This is a genomic window from Rubripirellula tenax (assembly GCF_007860125.1).
Lineage (GTDB): Bacteria > Planctomycetota > Planctomycetia > Pirellulales > Pirellulaceae > Rubripirellula > Rubripirellula tenax.
In genome coordinates this window covers 1,123,432-1,139,868 of record NZ_SJPW01000001.1, presented here as the reverse complement: position 1 = coordinate 1,139,868, position 16,437 = coordinate 1,123,432, and the positions used below count along the sequence as shown (strand labels likewise).

The window sequence follows — 16,437 nt, the reverse complement described above, 5'->3', positions numbered from 1 at the left end:
GACATGTTCCTTTTCTACCTCGACCGCGGACCAACTTCGTGAGCCATTTCCATCGCGCCGCTGCCATTTTCTCGGCAACTCTGTTTCCAGCAACGGTTTTAGCCCACCCCGGCCACGGCGAACCCGGCCCTCTGCACTACGCCACCGAACCGACTCACGTGGCACCCGCCATCATCGTCGCCGCTTGCGTCATTCTATGCGTCGCAATCGCAACCAAGATTTCGAGTCGACATCAAACATCGAAGTAGCCACCTCACTCCGCGCCAAAGTGACGAAGTCGCTTGAAGGCTACTTGGGTGAACGGTTGGCCGTGGCGTCGGCCTGGGCTTGCATGTTGGCCATGCTGGTTCGCACGATCGTTTCGATGCCGGGCGAATAGTCGAACACTTCGACGCTGACCCAGCCTCGATAGTCGACGTCGCGCAGCGCCTCGAAGATCGGCCCGAACGCGACGTCTCCCATGCCTGGTCCGAGAAGATTCGGATCATTGGCGTGGAAGTGAATCATCGCCTCGGCGTTGTCGCGAATGATCTGGGGCGTCGGCGTCGGTTCGTCGCTCATCGCTTTGACATCCAAATGCAATTGGACGTTGGGACTATCGACCATCGCCATCAACTGACGACCCTCGGCCGCGGTATTCAAAAAATTCCCCTCGCCTCGACCGAGCGGCTCGATGGCAATCTTCACGCCCAATGGCTCAAGCTCCGGTGCAACGACCTGCAACACATCAGCAGCATTCTGCATCGCCGAATGCATCGTTTGTTCCGCGGGAAAATTTCGTTGCTGAGGCGAACCAAGCACCATCAGATCGCCGCCAAGATCGGAACACAGCCGCGCCAAATCAATCAAGTAAGCAGCTGTTCGCTTGCGAGTATCCGCGTCCGGCGTGGTCAAGTGATAACCGCTTGTCTTGGCTAACAACCAATGCAAGCCGATGACCTGCATCCCGGCGGCTTCGACTTGTTCGCGATACGCGATTCGGTCACCCGCGGAATAGGAAGCGAGCTTGTCGGTCAACATGAACGGCGCGACTTCCCATCCGGTGTAGCCGACGTCGCACGCCAGCGCCAACGCGTCACTAAGCGGCCAATCGCCGAACGTCTCGTTGCAGATCGCGTACTTCATCAGACCCCTTTTCGAATCACATTTTGAATCATCGCCAAACCGCTTGTAGACCACAAACGGTAGACGTTGTCAGCAACCCGGCGCCGCCGGCATCACCGGCGGCCACAGGAACCCGGCGGCCACAGGAACCCGGTGCCACAGGAACCCGGTGCCGCCGGCATCACCGGCGGCCACAGGTACACCGGTGCCGCCGGTGGAACCGGCGGCCACAGAATCGACTGTGATCCGGTTAGCCCAACAGGGTCTTCAGCATCGGGAACTTGGCCATGACCTGGTCCATCACCTCGGCGCCGGCCTTCTCTTTTAAGAACCCGACAATCATGGAAACGAATCCGCCCATCTTGTCCGGCTCAAGACCTGCACCGGTCAGAGCGGCGCCCAATTCCAATCCGCCGCCGGCCGATCCGCCGAGGGCACTCGATGCCATGCCCGCCAATTTGCCAAGCATGCCTGCGCCGCCACTGGCCGCGTCTGAACCGGCGTCCGAGGCGCCCGTTGCTGCGGATTCGACTGCACCGGGGATCGCCGAAGCGATCTTGCCAAACAGTTCGTCGCCAGCGTGCTGCTTTACCAACGCCATCGCTTTTCCTGTTGCTGCGTTTGCAACCGATTCATCGATTCCAAGCTTGCTGGTCAGTTGCGCAATTAACTCATCCATGGGGATCTCCGCATTTATCTAAAGAAGGGGTAAGTAGTGTTCAAAAGTATCATCGATCCGAAGAACCCCGACGGCAACCGGGCAGGCATCGCAAGACAGCCGGCCCATTTCGCCCATCTTGCCGGCCTTGTTGCGGTATGAGATTCGACTCAGAAATTTTCCGGTTTTCATGGCCTTTCGACGGACGGAGTTCGGTTTGCATGCAAATCTCGCTAAGTACATTGATGACTTGATGTTACGGAAACAGTGTGAGGTTACCGGCGACGGTCGCGTGAGCCCATTCGGGGATCCTAAAGTGCTACCGGGTCAAGACTTAGCAGCGGCGACAAGAAAGAGTTTGACACGCCTTCTGCAATCGGTACGATCACGTCCCATGTCGTCCACATGTAGTCAACTTCGGCACCGAAACCGACTACGGGTAGTGCTTTCATTAACGTTTAGGGAAACTTTGAGCCCTCGGGAAATGCGTCGAAGGATTGATGCCTGCGACTTCGTCCCCCCCGACCGAGCTCACCCCAGCACCGGCCCGACGTGATCGACAACCGTTCATCTTCAGAATCTGCTTATTACAATTGTTGGTGGACGCCGCTTCGCAAGGAAACTGAGCGAATCTTGGCGACGGACACCAAAACACGGATGACCCTTAAGGAGTCTCAAAGCCATGGCGACCGTTCTCCCTGCACGCACCCACTCGTCAGACAGCAACAACAATCTTTCGGGCGACCCGGCGATTGAAAAGGTCAATGCCGAACACGGCGTCGAGTACGCTCGATCGCGATTCGGAACCCACCAGCGCACCGGCGACCACGGATTGAAGATCGATACCGTGTTTTGTCCCGAAACCGGCCAATCACCTTTCGAGACCGTCGAGTGGGAACTGCGAAGCGCAGCGATCAAAGACGAGAGCGGCAAGGCACTATTCGAGCAAACCAATTGTGAAATCCCAGCCCGTTGGACTCAATTGGCGACCAACGTCGTCGTGTCAAAGTACTTTTACGGCGACCCGACCAACGAAGGCGAACGCGAAAAGAGTGTTCGCCAATTGATCCACCGCGTCACGCGTACGATCGCGGACTGGGGCTTGGCGGATGGCTATTTTGACACCCCCGAAGACGGCGACCGTTTCTATCGCGAACTGACGTGGTTGTGCCTGCATCAACACGGCGCTTTCAACAGCCCCGTTTGGTTCAACGTTGGTCTGCATGCCCAATACGGCGTGACGGGTTCGAAATGCAATTGGCGTTGGAACGCGGCCGAGGGTCACGTCGACCAACCGGAAAACTCGTACGAGTATCCACAGGGTTCGGCGTGCTTCATCCAAAGCGTCGAAGACAACATGGAAGACATCATGCAGCTGGCGTTCAGCGAAGCGATGTTATTCAAGTTCGGCAGCGGCACGGGCACCGACCTGTCGACGATCCGAAGTCAACGCGAACGCATGTCGGGCGGTGGGACGCCATCAGGCCCTTTGTCGTTCATGAAGGTCTACGACTCGATCGCCGGTGTTGTGAAGAGCGGCGGCAAGACTCGCCGCGCCGCCAAGATGCAATCGCTGAAGGTCTGGCACCCCGACGTTTTGGAATTCATCGAGTGCAAGTGGAACGAAGAAAGGAAGGCGCACGCGCTGATTCGTGAAGGCTACGAGTCGAACTTCAACGGCGAAGCCTACAGCAGCGTTTGTTTCCAAAACGCAAACTTGTCCGTTCGCTTGACCGACGAATACATGGACGCGGTCCGCGCCGGTCAATCGTTCCAAACGCGCTGGGTTTCGAACAAGGCCAAGGGCACGCCGCCGTCGTACGACGCGAAAGAACTTCTCAACAAGATGGCCGAGTGTGCGTGGCACTGTGGCGACCCGGGTGTGCAATACGACACGACCATCAACAACTGGCACACGTGCCCCAACAGCGGCGCGATCAACGCGTCGAACCCGTGCAGCGAATACATGTTCCTGGACGACACGGCATGCAATCTGTCCAGCATCAACTTGATGAAGTTCGTTTCGCCGGACGGTTCGTTCCACACCGAACGCTTTCGCGCCGCTTCACGATTGTTCTTCATCGCTCAGGAGATCCTGGTCGACCACGCTAGCTATCCGACCAAGCCGATCGCCGAAAACAGCCATCGTTATCGGCCGCTAGGACTGGGTTATTCGAACCTGGGCAGCGTCATCATGACCAGCGGCTTGGCGTACGACTCGGACGCCGCTCGTGGTGTTTGCGGATCGTTGACGGCAATGCTGCACGGCGAAGCGAACCGCACCAGTGCGGAATTGGCTTCGGTCGTCGGACCGTTCGACGGCTATTCGAACAACGAAAAGCCGATGTTGAACGTGATGCGAATGCACCGCGAGGCTTGCGACCAAATCAACGACGACGGCCCCGCCGAGTTGAAGGAAGCAGCTCGCAAGTTGTGGGACGACGTTTTGGAAATCGGCGAAAAGTTCGGCTTCCGCAACGCTCAGGCAACAGTACTGGCACCGACGGGCACCATCAGCTTCATGATGGATTGCGACACAACAGGCATCGAACCCGACATCGCATTGGTCAAGTACAAGCAACTTGCCGGCGGCGGGATGCTAAAGATCGTTAATCGTACCGTCCAATTGGCACTCGAAAACCTCGGCTATTCGTCGGATCAAATCGAAGTCATCCTGGCTTACATCGACACCAACGACACGATCGAAGGCGCACCAGAGATTGCACCGGAACACTTGTCGGTGTTCGATTGTGCGTTCCAACCGGCCAACGGCATTCGCAGCATCCGGTGGCAGGCGCACGTCACGATGATGGCGGCGGCCCAGCCGTTTTTGTCGGGTGCAATCAGCAAGACGGTCAACATGCCCAACGACGTGACGCCGGCGGACATCGCCAACGCGTACTTCTGGGGTTGGGAATTGGGATTGAAGGCGATCGCGATCTATCGCGACGGCAGCAAGCAATCGCAACCGCTGAACACCAAGAGCGAGGAAGGCAAGGCGGCCGACGCGGCGGCAAAGGTCGTTACCGAAACCGTCGAAAAGATCGTTTACAAGCCTCGTCGCGAACGACTGCCCGACACACGTCAAAGTGTGACGCATAAGTTCACGATCGCCGGTCACGAAGGTTACCTTTGCGTCGGTCTGTACCCCGATGGTCGCCCGGGTGAAATCTTCATCACGATGGCCAAAGAAGGGTCGACGATCGGCGGCATCATGGACAGCTTCGGAACCGCGTTGTCGATCGCACTTCAATACGGCGTGCCGTTGGAAGTGTTGGTCAACAAGTTCAGCCACACGCGTTTCGAGCCGATGGGCCACACGTCCAACAAGGACATCCGAATCGCCAAGAGCGTCGTCGACTACATCGCTCGCTGGTTGGGGCTGACGTTCATGAGCGGTCATGACAACATGCCCGTCGTCGAGGCGACCAACAGCGGTAACGACGCCGCAGGCAGTCCCTCGGGCGTCAACACCAGCTCGGTCATGGAAGGACTCCGCGAGGACGCCGGTGCGGCAGTCGCCCTAGCCGAACGTGCGACCCTGATGGCTGCGATGGGCGAAGGATCCTCCAGCAACGGAAACGGCCACGCCAATGGCCATTCCAACGGCTCGGCGAAAACCGAGGATTCGATGGGCGGACAGGGCGACCAGTTCGCTCGCTTCCAGATCGACGCCCCCAGCTGTGACAACTGCGGCAGCATCACCGTCCGCAACGGCAACTGCTATCTGTGTCACAACTGTGGCAACAGCATGGGTTGCAGCTAGCCGGCACCAAGCGAAGCCCCGCCAGACCTCCCCTGGCGGGATACATGGCCGACCGGCCACGTTTCCGGCGTGGCTTTTGGGCTGACAAGCTATGGTCCCGATTTTTGGCGCCGATTTTTGGCCCAAGATCGGGGCTGGGAAACCGAAGTTCCGTAAGTCGGGCAAAATGGCTAGGATGCCGGTTTGCCCGCGAATTTCGAATTCCCCCTCTTTCCAGGCACCGTCCCCACGATGGCTCGCAGCAAGAACGCTCAACGAATCGCCCAGGAATCTGCTGCTGCGGCCGCAAAAATCGATTCCAAAACCATCGATTCCCGCACACCGGTCGAGAAACGAACCGAGACCTTTCGCATCGCCGCCCAGCGCGAGACCGTCGAAGCATTCGTGGTCGCGTTCATTCTGGCGCTGCTTTTTCGTGCTTTTTTAGCCGAAGCCTTCGTAATTCCCACCGGATCAATGGCGCCAATGTTGATGGGCGCCCACAAGGACCTTTCCTGTGACCGCTGTGGCGAACCATTTCAAGTCGGTGCCAGCCGCGAGCGGTCGGGTCCACGAACCGACCTGGTTGTCGTGGGCGGTATTTGCCCGAATTGCCGCCACGTCAATTCGTTGGACCTGAAAGACGATCCCAACCACGCTACGTTCAACGGCGACCGAATCTTGGTCAGCAAGTTCAAGTACATGATCAACGACCCCGATCGATGGGACGTGATCGTGTTCAAGTACCCGGGCAATCCGAAACAGAATTACATCAAGCGATTGGTCGGCCTTCCAAACGAAACCCTCTCGCTCTCCCACGGCGACGTTTACGCGCGTCCGACGGGGACCGACGAAGTGCCCGCGATTTTGCGAAAGGCGCCCGAAAAATTGTTGGCCATGAGCCAGACCGTTTGTGACACCGACCACCAATCCGAAACGCTGATCAAGTCGAACTATCCCAGTCGATGGCAACCATGGTCGATCGGCGCAACCGTGCCACCAACGGACTCGTGGACCGTCGAACGAAGTGCCGATGGTCTGACGGCCGAAGTGAAGTCCGCGTCCGGTGACGCCAAATGGCTGCGCTACTTCCACCACTTTGCGACGGACGAACAATGGAAAGCCGCCGATGAAGGCAAGTCGCTCGCCGATGCTGACGCGTACGCAAGCGGCGCGATCACCGACTTCTATGCCTATGATTCTTACATTCATGTCCCGGCCGGTTACGTGTATGCCGATCGGCCTTCGGCAGCCGGCGGTGGCGGTTTGGAAAGGACACTCAACGGCGGGTACAGCAACGGCGAATTCAACCGCGACTACGACAGCAGTGCCGGTCCGGAGCAGTTTCGCGGAGTCGCAATCTGGGGCGGCCAAGACAATGGCCGACAACAACTCGGCCGGGATGGTTTGCACTGGGTCGGCGACTTGATCTTCGACGCCGATTTGGAAACGGCCACCGGCACGCAATCCGCAACCATCGAATTGATCGAAGCCGGCGTCAAGTACCAGTGCCAGATCGATTTGAAGTCTGGAAAAGCCACGTTGTCGATCATCGACGCGCTAGCCAGCGATTCGGCGGCGATTCCATTTTCGGATGGCACAACGAATCCTTCGGCCACAACCGGTGTAACCGCCGGATCACGACACGCGATTCGCATGAGCAATTGTGACGACCAAATCGTTCTGTGGATCGATGACAAAGTGGTCTCGTTCGATTCGCCAACGACTTACGACGCACGCAAATTTCGCAACCGCGATGAAGATCGACCGCGATGGACGGCCGCACATCCGCTGGACGCGTCTCCGGTCGGCATTGCCGTCGAAGGCGGCGAGGCAACCGTTCGACACTTGAAACTACGTCGCGACAAGTACTACATCGCCACCAAAGACAGCAGCTTCGGCGGCATCTTTGACTACGACATGAACATGATGTTTCGCTTAGCCAACAACGGCATCGGGCTTGGCGAAATTCAGTCCATTCTAGGATCGCCCAAGCGTTGGGACGATTTTGTCGGATGGCCGACGCGGCGCGAGGTCACGTTCGTACTGGAACAGGACCAGTTCTTTCCGATGGGCGACAACAGCCCCGAGAGCCTGGACGCACGTTGTTGGGCTGGAACCAAGGGCCAGTTCCCGCTGCCTCGTGGCGTGAACGAGGACGCTTGGAAATGGTCGAAAGACTCCTACGTGCCGCGCGACTTGCTGGTCGGCAAAGCACTGGTCGTGTTCTGGCCGCACTCTTGGAATTCGCCCGTACCGTTCACGCCCAATTTCAAACGAATCAAACTGATCCGATAGCACAGACGTCGCGTCAACGAATTGCCTCGGTAAGCAATGAGCGAAAATAAGTGTCCGACCCCTTTTGTGCGAAGCACCCGCAGGGCCGGTTCCCGGCAAAAGGGGGCGGACACTTTTTTCTCCTAAGCAATGGAATGCAAACATGAGTAGCGAAAACCCTTGGGTGTTGGAAGCGTTCGAGCTTCAAAAGACGTACGGTCGCCGCCGCGTCGTCGACGGTGTGAACCTGCACGTCGGCCGCGCCGAGATCGTCGGGTTGCTGGGTCCCAACGGAGCCGGCAAGTCGACCAGCTTTCGAATGATTTGTGGAATGATCGAACCGGATCGTGGCCGCGTCTATCTGGACGGCGTTGATGTCACGACATGGCCAATGTTTCGACGCGCTCGCGACGGGCACATGGGTTATTTGCCGCAAGAACCCAGCGTGTTCAAGAAATTGACCGTCGAACAGAACATCTCGGCGCTGTTGGAATTGTTGGGAATGGATCGCAAGGCCCGCAAAGACCGAACCGATCAACTGCTCGAAGAATTCAACATCACGCACATACGCAAAAGCAAAGCGGGCGGATTGTCAGGCGGCGAGCGACGGCGTTTGGAGATTGCAAGGTGCTTAGTTTCCGACCCGAAAATCGTCATGCTGGATGAACCGTTCGCGGGCATCGATCCGGTCACCGTTCAATCGATCCAACAGGTGATTTTGCAACTGCGTGAAAGCGGCATCAGTGTGTTGATCACCGACCACGCGGCTCGTGAAATTCTGGGCACGGTCGATCGTTGCTATGTCATTTATCAAGGACAAGTGTTGATCGACGGCACTCCCGATGAAGTCAAACAGCATCCGAAGGTTCGCGAAGAATACCTGGGTGACTTGGACGGCGTCGACAAGAATCACACCGGCGTCCCAAAGCCTCACTTCCGAACGGCCCCGGCGCCCGAGCGACGAATCACCGACGTTTAGGAATGGAAAAACAAGTGTCCGCCCCCTTTTGTGCGAAGCACCCGAAGGGCCGGTTCCCGGCAAAAGGGGTCGCACACTTTTTTCTCGCACGGCCTTTAGAACCATTCATGCCGATCATGCAAATTCGGCTTTGATCGTCTGCTGGGCCGCTTCGTCGGCTTCGGCTTGATCGAGGCCCAACTCTTGCAACAGCGTCGAAAGCTTTGCGCGGCTGTATCGGCGACTGAACAACAACGTCGACTCGTTTCCGTTTTCATCGACGATCGTGATCGAGTTGACAGCCCAGCCGTTTCCGACGATCGGTTTCAAGTCTTTCGTAATCGCGAAATCTTTGGCCGGCATCCACCAGTTCGCTTCGGACAATTTCCATCCGCCATCAACGTGACCGGCCAATCGCAAGCGACTCTTCGCCTTGAACGGACCAAATTCCGATCGAGGGAACACGATCAACTCTGGTTTTCGTGGCGTACCGAATCCGGACCACAACGTCGCCAAGATCGGATCAATCGCCATCGTGCGATAAAACCGGACGTAGCGCCCGATCCATCGCAGCATCAACGCCGCCGCCAACAACAGCATCAAGTTGATCCCCGTTGCCAGCGTCGGACTGTAGGCGTACACCGCCATCAATGCTGCACACAACGACTTGTTGCAGACTTCAAAAATTGCATCCAAGAACGGAACGGGCGTCAACCAAACCAAGAATTCAAAGAAGAACTTGACGCTATTGATCACCAACACGTTGATCACCATCGCGATCGCCAACAGCGTGTCGATCGACATGCTGACGATGCCAAAGTGAACCATCGCGATTTGGGTCGGACCGTCGACGGCGTTTTCGGATGCTTCCATCGACATCACGAACTTGATCGACAACAGGATGACGATCACCGCGTAGGTTTCCAAACGATCAACAGCCTGTGCGAACGGCTTACTGACTTTCGTCAATCGCGGCAAACTGGTTAACAACGTCAAACCCGCGAAGATGAAAAACAGCCACTCGTGACGTAGCGGCCCGGCAACACCCAGAACCGCGTTGTCGGTCGCCCATTCGGGGCCCCACAACGCAAGCCCCGAGAGGCACATCACACCAAAGAACGGTGACAGCGCAACCGGCGCGAGTGGACCGAGCCAATCGACGACGCCGCTGCTGGTCGCCCAACTGCTGGCCGCGGCGATCTCTTCGGCATCGATCGGGCTGTCACGCTCAAGACTGCGTTCGATGTTTTGGGGACTCAGCGGCGTCGTTGATTGAGACGCCTCGTCGGCGGCGGCAAAATGAAACACCGGAGGCGATATCAATCCGACGAACAGTACCAGGGCAATCAGTTGACGCATCGATGACTCCGCTTTCCGCAATCACATGAGTGAGCAAACATACAGCAGTTCATTCTAGCGGTTTTTCATCCTCCGCAATCGGGCTTCCACCACGCCCCGCCGCCCATCGCTTCAGCCCCGCCAACCGTTGGTCGCCTCGGGCATAGTAGGTTTCGTCGAGCGAATCCAAATGACGTCGCGCCGCGTCCTCGTAACGATCCGCTGCGCCGTCATCGATTTGGATCCAACCCAAGCTCGCGAATTGATTGGCGATCGCGTCGGCGATCCGTTGATGGCCGGCGATCGTGGGGTGTACGTGATCGGCAAAGAATTGAGGATCAACGATCCCATCAGGCACTCGGGCGCCGCGAAAATCACGAGTGTCGAGTATCCGCTCGGTATCAACCACCGGGACGCCCGATTGTTTGCAGAGCACACGCACCGAGTCCACGATCGCAGTCGTCGCGCGCAGGGGACACAAGTCGCTTTCGCGGGCCATCACCAACAATTGCTTCGCTTCGTCCGATCGACCGCCTTCGAAGCGGCTGCGGCCGATCATGTAGCACGCCATCGCATTGGTATGCGCATTCGATGTATCGGACTTGAACGGAGGCGTGTTGATCAAGTCGCCCGCCGGAACACAAGCGATCATCGGCACACCGGCGGCTTTCGTCGTGTCAATCATCTTGGTAAGCGTTTGATGAAACTGACTCTCGACTTCGCGCCGCCAACCCGGATCGTCGCGATACGCATCGAGACCACCGACGTGATCCAGTCGCGTATCGACTTCAGCCGACAGCGTCACGGCGTTGGTCGGATCGGCGTGCGAAGCGAATTTCCGTTGCAACCATCCGACCGTCGCCCAATGCGCGGCGACGCGTGTGGCGGCTCGGCGCCCCCATCCGAGTTCGCGGACGGCGGCATACGATCGGTCTTCCAAGAATTCGTTGTGGCCGGTGTACAGAACGATCGCGTCAGGTTCGAAGCGTAACACCTCGTCAAGGAGTTTCGAGACGCGATAGCTGGCGTACGAGACTCCGCCGCAATTGACGACCTCGAATTTTGCTTCCGGGGCGGCAGCTTCCAGTCGCAACCGCAACCAGGTCGAAAACGCCGTCTCGGTCGCGTACGGTCGCCCCGCAACGGTCGAGCCACCCAATACGAAGATGCGACGTGTGCCAGCCGGCTTGGTTTGGGCAAACGAATCAGGATAAAAGAATTTCAGTCGCCAATCGGGTATGACGTAGCGTTGCGATTCTGCATCCAATTCGAACAACGGGCGCAGATGCTCCATCCCGGCAACGGGATCGACGTCGACCGCGTCGGGAACCGTCGCGAACGTCCGCACCGCCCACTCGATGGCGAAAAACGGCAGAAGCGAAAGCGTGACGGCCATCGCGATCATCACCCTTCGGCGGCGACCTCGCTTGTCGTCGGCAACTATTTTTGTCATCGTTTCAGCATGTTCATTACGCGCCATCTTTATTTGACCGGTTTTCGCGGGACGGGAAAAACGTCCGTCGCTGCTCGATTGTCGGCCGCCTGGGCCGTCGCGACCATCGACTTGGACGACGTCATCGAAACGAACGCCGGAAAATCGATTCGCGAGATTTTTTCGTCTGGCGGCGAGTCGCATTTCCGCGACCTCGAAACCGAGGCACTTCGCGTCGTCGCGGCCGGCAAGCCGTCGATCGTGTCGTTGGGCGGTGGTGCCATTCTACGTGCCGAGAATCGCGAGTTGATCGAATCGACGGGAATTCGTGTCTGGTTGGATGCGACGCCAGAGGAGATTTGTGATCGCGTGCTCGCCGATGCGTCGACGACAGAGCGCCGGCCGGCGCTGACGGAATTGTCCCAGCGAGAAGAAATCCATCGCCTGATGGCCCAGCGACGGGATTTGTACCAAGCGTCCGCCGACCACCACGTCGACACGACGGGCAAGTCGGTTGACGAAGTAGCGAAGTTGGTGATGGAAGCCGTCGGACGAAATGGAGGCGAGAACGCCTGATAACAAGGTGGTTCCGCAAGGACGGGAATCCGCCGTTCTAAAAAGTCTCGTTTGGCCGCGGGCGTCTATTGATAGCAAGGCAGATGTCCCGCCAAGCTCTCAAAAGCAGTTCCACGGTGGGAATGATCTTGTCTTCGAGGACCGCGATAGATTATCGGGAACTGAAAGAAGCTCAAATTCGCCTTTCAGGACTCGCTCGCGATGCAATCGTCACGACGTCGAACAATATCGAAACTATCGCCTATCCTGCTGTTCGCCTTTGGCATCCTCTTCGGATCGCCGGTGATGGCCCAGGGATCGGTATCGTTCCAGCCGTACACCGTCTACGTGGCTCAAGAGGAGTCGCACGCCCGATGCGGTCCTTCGGCGACCGACTATCGCACGGACGAACTTCGCCATGGCCAAGCGCTGGAGGTCTATTACGAAGGCAAAGACGGTTGGTTGGGCATTCGGCCGCCCGAGTCGGCGTTCAGCTGGATCCCCGCAGACACCGTTGAACGCGAAAAATCCAGCAACACAGGCGTGGTCATTGAGGATCGCACCGTCGCATGGATCGGCACCCACCTGGGTCGCGCCCGTTCGTACAACTGGCAAGTTCAGTTGTCCAAGGGCGAACCGGTCACGATCATCGGCAAGAGCGAACGCGAAGGACCCGATGGGCCTCAGTTGTGGTACCGCATCGTTCCGCCGTCGGGCGAGTTTCGCTGGATCCACCGCGATCAAGTCGTGATCAACAGCGAACAGCTGATCGAAACGATGGCAGTCGCTCAATCGCAAAACGAAATCATGTTTGCCGAAGCCGGGCCCACGTCGCCTCGCACGCAAAGCATCGAGCCAAAGCGAACGGCACGCCCCGCCGCGCAGCCGATCGCGGCGAAACCCGCTTCGAGTCGCCGAACGCATCCGTCCGGTGTTGCTCAAGCATCCGGTGAATCGGTGCTGGAGAACGACGCCGATGATATGGAACTGATGCCGATTGGCAGCGGCCTAAGAGACTCATGGAAATCAAGCGAGCCGAGCGAAGCCGAAGACTCTCGCCCACGGACCGCATCGGTCGAACTTGAATCGCCTCCATCGCTGGCGCCATCGCCAAGTCTGGGCGTCTCACAGCAAACCGCCTCACAGCAACCGCCGGTGGCGAATGAACCCACTCGGCGGAAAGGTCTGATCGCCTCAGTCGCGTTCTTGGGGCGGCCGACTTTGACGCCGATCGGAACGTCAACAACCACCGCGATCCCACCGGTGCCGAACGATGACAATTGGACCAGCGGCGCCGCGCGAACTTCCAATGCGGTCGCAAGCGCTGAAGCACCGCAACCGATGTCGACGCCGACCACCGCGATTGCTCAACCGAGTGTCGCTACGCAGCAGAGTGTTGTATCGCAGTCGAGCATTCCGGTCGAAATGAGCCTTCCCGCACCGGCGCCCCCAGCGTCAACGATCATGCAGGTTTCTGGCCAGGCACCGATGCCGGCTCAAAACTTGGTTCCCCAACCCATGGCGAGTCCTGCGGTTTCAGGATGGATGCCCGCCGGCAGCATGCCGGCGGCTGCGGCGTCTTCCCCGTTACTAACAACGGCATCGACGTTGAACGTCGTTCCCGCCCAGCGCATCGCACAGATCAAAAGCGAAACCGCGAACGCGAGCGTTGATCAATTGACGATAACATTATCGCGTTTGATGGCCGGGCAAGCCTCGGCGCTTGAAACCGAACCTGTTGCGACTGCGGCTCGGACGATCGCTCGATCCGCCACCGATGCGAACATTGCATCGCAGGCAAGACTTTTGGCCGATCGCGCCGAACAATATGCTCTCGTTGCGACCCGTCGCGACGGGAACTCGATGATCCGAAACCAAGGCGATGTCGTGCTTGCCGATGCGACGATGCCGATCGGAACACCGACCAGCCTGACGGTCCCCGAACTTCCAATCGCGTCGTTTGACAACGCGCCGGCAACTGCAACCCAAACCGCAGCAACTGCCGACACGCCTACCTATGGCGGACAACTTGTTCAGGTCTATTCGGCTCGACCGCACAGCCCACCGTTTGCGTTGACCGATGGCACCGGCCGCACTGTTGCCTACGTGACCCCCGTGCCGGGTGTGAACTTGCGGTCGCATCTGAACAGCCGAGTCAATGTGGTCGGCACGGTCGGATACTTGCCGGGGCTGAACATGCCCCACGTGATGGCGTCACACGCGGTACGAATCGTCGAATAGACGCTGCGGCCATGTGATTTCGGAAAAACCACTTTTTCGCGGCGACGGCAGCCTATCGCACGCCCGGATTCCGCCCGTCGAAGCGGCTGCCGACGAAGCTACCCCGGTGGACTGGGATACTGGTTTAACGGACGTGGTAGGGTTACCATTTCGGCATGAGTACCGAAGAAATCAAACATCGCCGCCAGCAACTCCGCAATCTCGTCGTGATGGCTTTCGCGGACGGCCAGTTAGGCGAACGCGAAGTCCACTTGGTGGCTGACCGCTGTGCCGAGCTGGGGCTAGACGAATACGATCTGCAGAAAGCGGTCGAGTTCGGACTGGGCGACGAGGCCGCCTTGGAACTGCCGACGGGCGCCGAAGCGAGCGAAGAGCTGCTCAAAGACATGATCCGCATGATGGCCGCCGATGGCCATTTGGACGAAAGCGAAAAACGGTTGTTCGCGCTCGCGGCAGCCAAGATGTCGATCTCTACCGCCGACGTGCAGCGGTTGATCGACGAAACGCTTAGTTCGTGAGCAAAGCGGTGGCCCGAATCTTGATCACCTCTGGTCCGACGCGTCAATATCTTGACCCGGTTCGCTATTTGACCAACGCGTCGAGTGGGCGGATGGGATCGGCGTTGGCCGCCGCTGCGCTGAACCTTGGCCACGAAGTCGTCGTCATCTCGGGTCCGGTGTCGGTCGAGTACCCCAACGCGGCAACGGTCATACCCGTCATCTCGACCGACGAGATGCTGCAAGCCGCCGTCGAAACATTCAAGACGTGCGACGGCGCGATCGGTGCCGCAGCGCCATGTGATTACATGCCGCGAGAAATGCAAACGCAAAAGATTTCCAAGACAGGCAAGCCGCTTGCCATCGAGTTGGTCGAAACGCCCGATGTCGTCGCCACGCTCGGCCAAAATAAACGACATGACCAATGGGTCGTCGGCTTCGCTTTGGAAACGGAAGACCGACACTTCCGCGCGATCGTTAAATTGGAACGCAAACATTGTGACTTGATGGTGTCCAATGGTCCCGCGGCGATCGATGCGGCCGACAACGAAGTCGAACTGCTTGATCGCGACGGTGCGGTCATCGAAGCCATCCAAGGCACCAAAGAACACGTTGCCGATCGGTTGCTGAAGCAAATCCACGATCGATTGATCCGTTGAAGCGACATCAACATTGCAACGATGCGACCATTAACAATCAACTCCTCTGAACCCGAAAAGCTCTGTGGACCTCTCCGTATCGCTTGGCCGTTTGCAGCTTAAGAATCCGATCATGGTTGCTTCGGGCACGTTTGGTTACGCCCGTGAAATGGAAGGCATCGTCGACGTTCCTCGGCTCGGCGCGGTGCTTCCAAAGACCATCACCGCCGAACCTCGCGTCGGAAACGCGCCTTGGCGAACGGTCGAAACCACCGCCGGATTGCTCAACGCGATCGGGTTGGACAACGACGGCGTTGACGCGTTCTTAGAGAATCACCTTCCTTACTTGGCTGCATTGGGCACGTCGGTTGTGGTCAGCGTTGCCGGTCGAACCGAAGACGATTTTGTTCAGTTGGCGCGTCGTGTCGGTGAACGCGAGGGAGTCTCGGCAATCGAGCTGAACCTTTCTTGTCCCAATGTCAGCGGTGGCATCGACTTTGGCACCAACGCCAAGTCATGCCAAAGCGTTGTCGCGGCGGCGCGCGCGGCGACGGACGTGCCGATCCTGGCCAAGCTGACGCCGAATGTGACTCGCATCGACGAGATTGCTCGCGGTGCAGCCGACGGCGGCGCCGACGCGGTCTGCCTGATCAACACGGTTTTAGGCATCGCCGTTGACTGGCGAAAACGCAAGCCGATGCTGGGTAACGGCATGGGCGGATTGAGCGGCCCCGCGATCAAGCCGATCGCGCTTCGGTGTGTGCACCAAGTCGCTTCGGCCGTCGACATCCCGATCATTGGGATCGGCGGTATTGCAACGATCGATGACGTGATGCAGTTCTTGGTGACCGGCGCCAGTGCCGTTCAGATTGGAACGGCGAACTACTATGACCCGACCGTATCGACGCGGCTGATCGACGAACTACCATCCGCCTTGGCAGAGATCGGTGCCACCACCGTCGGCCAGTGCGTTCGCACGCTGAACAAGTAGATC

Annotated in this window: 13 protein-coding genes; 8 read left to right on the top strand and 5 right to left on the bottom strand. The window is 58.3% G+C overall.

Annotated features, from left to right (window positions below; translation table 11 throughout):
* Positions 1-288: 288 nt before the first annotated feature.
* From Poly51_RS04215 to Poly51_RS30275, 3 genes are all read right to left on the bottom strand, one after another.
* On the bottom strand, positions 289-1,125 hold the full coding sequence (locus Poly51_RS04215) for a sugar phosphate isomerase/epimerase family protein (protein ID WP_146454521.1): 837 nt from the start codon (positions 1,123-1,125) through the stop codon (positions 289-291).
* A 229-nt stretch (positions 1,126-1,354) separates the two neighbouring features.
* Positions 1,355-1,783 (bottom strand): DUF2780 domain-containing protein, encoded by a 429-nt coding sequence (locus tag Poly51_RS04210; RefSeq protein ID WP_146454519.1) that lies wholly within the window; start codon positions 1,781-1,783, stop codon positions 1,355-1,357.
* A 290-nt stretch (positions 1,784-2,073) separates the two neighbouring features.
* On the bottom strand, positions 2,074-2,214 hold the full coding sequence (locus tag Poly51_RS30275) for a hypothetical protein (protein WP_186775332.1): 141 nt from the start codon (positions 2,212-2,214) through the stop codon (positions 2,074-2,076).
* Between the two features lie 230 nt (positions 2,215-2,444).
* On the opposite strand from Poly51_RS30275, the gene Poly51_RS04205 reads away from it, so the two are divergent.
* From Poly51_RS04205 to lptB, 3 genes are all read left to right on the top strand, one after another.
* Entirely contained in the window at positions 2,445-5,528 is a 3,084-nt protein-coding gene (locus Poly51_RS04205) for a vitamin B12-dependent ribonucleotide reductase (protein WP_146454516.1), read from the top strand.
* 231 nt (positions 5,529-5,759) lie between these two features.
* Complete coding sequence (gene lepB / locus Poly51_RS04200) at positions 5,760-7,805, top strand: signal peptidase I (RefSeq protein WP_146454514.1); 2,046 nt, start codon at positions 5,760-5,762, stop codon at positions 7,803-7,805.
* A 142-nt stretch (positions 7,806-7,947) separates the two neighbouring features.
* Positions 7,948-8,763 carry an LPS export ABC transporter ATP-binding protein gene (gene lptB, locus Poly51_RS04195; RefSeq protein ID WP_146454512.1) on the top strand — a complete coding sequence of 272 codons (816 nt, stop codon included), beginning with the start codon at positions 7,948-7,950 and terminating at the stop codon, positions 8,761-8,763.
* Positions 8,764-8,877: 114 nt separating this feature from the next.
* Here the strand turns inward: lptB and Poly51_RS04190 are convergent, their stop codons facing one another.
* Positions 8,878-10,101, bottom strand: a complete 1,224-nt coding sequence (locus tag Poly51_RS04190) for a hypothetical protein (protein WP_146454509.1) — start codon at positions 10,099-10,101, stop codon at positions 8,878-8,880.
* A 49-nt stretch (positions 10,102-10,150) separates the two neighbouring features.
* Positions 10,151-11,533, bottom strand: coding sequence for a GDSL-type esterase/lipase family protein (locus Poly51_RS04185; protein WP_186775331.1), 1,383 nt, complete (start codon positions 11,531-11,533; stop codon positions 10,151-10,153).
* Positions 11,534-11,542: 9 nt separating this feature from the next.
* Here Poly51_RS04185 and Poly51_RS04180 point away from each other — a divergent pair, with 9 nt between their 5' ends.
* From Poly51_RS04180 to Poly51_RS04160, 5 genes are all read left to right on the top strand, one after another.
* Complete coding sequence (locus Poly51_RS04180) at positions 11,543-12,088, top strand: shikimate kinase (protein WP_186775330.1); 546 nt, start codon at positions 11,543-11,545, stop codon at positions 12,086-12,088.
* A gap of 201 nt (positions 12,089-12,289) precedes the next feature.
* Positions 12,290-14,308: a hypothetical protein gene (locus Poly51_RS04175; protein ID WP_146454503.1), complete on the top strand. Its 2,019-nt coding sequence runs from the start codon at positions 12,290-12,292 to the stop codon at positions 14,306-14,308.
* Between the two features lie 155 nt (positions 14,309-14,463).
* Positions 14,464-14,826 (top strand): TerB family tellurite resistance protein, encoded by a 363-nt coding sequence (locus Poly51_RS04170; RefSeq protein ID WP_146454501.1) that lies wholly within the window; start codon positions 14,464-14,466, stop codon positions 14,824-14,826.
* Positions 14,827-14,834: 8 nt separating this feature from the next.
* Positions 14,835-15,464 carry a phosphopantothenoylcysteine decarboxylase domain-containing protein gene (locus tag Poly51_RS04165; RefSeq protein WP_246114250.1) on the top strand — a complete coding sequence of 210 codons (630 nt, stop codon included), beginning with the start codon at positions 14,835-14,837 and terminating at the stop codon, positions 15,462-15,464.
* Positions 15,465-15,528: 64 nt separating this feature from the next.
* On the top strand, positions 15,529-16,434 hold the full coding sequence (locus tag Poly51_RS04160) for a dihydroorotate dehydrogenase (protein WP_146454498.1): 906 nt from the start codon (positions 15,529-15,531) through the stop codon (positions 16,432-16,434).
* The last annotated feature ends 3 nt before the right edge of the window (positions 16,435-16,437 follow it).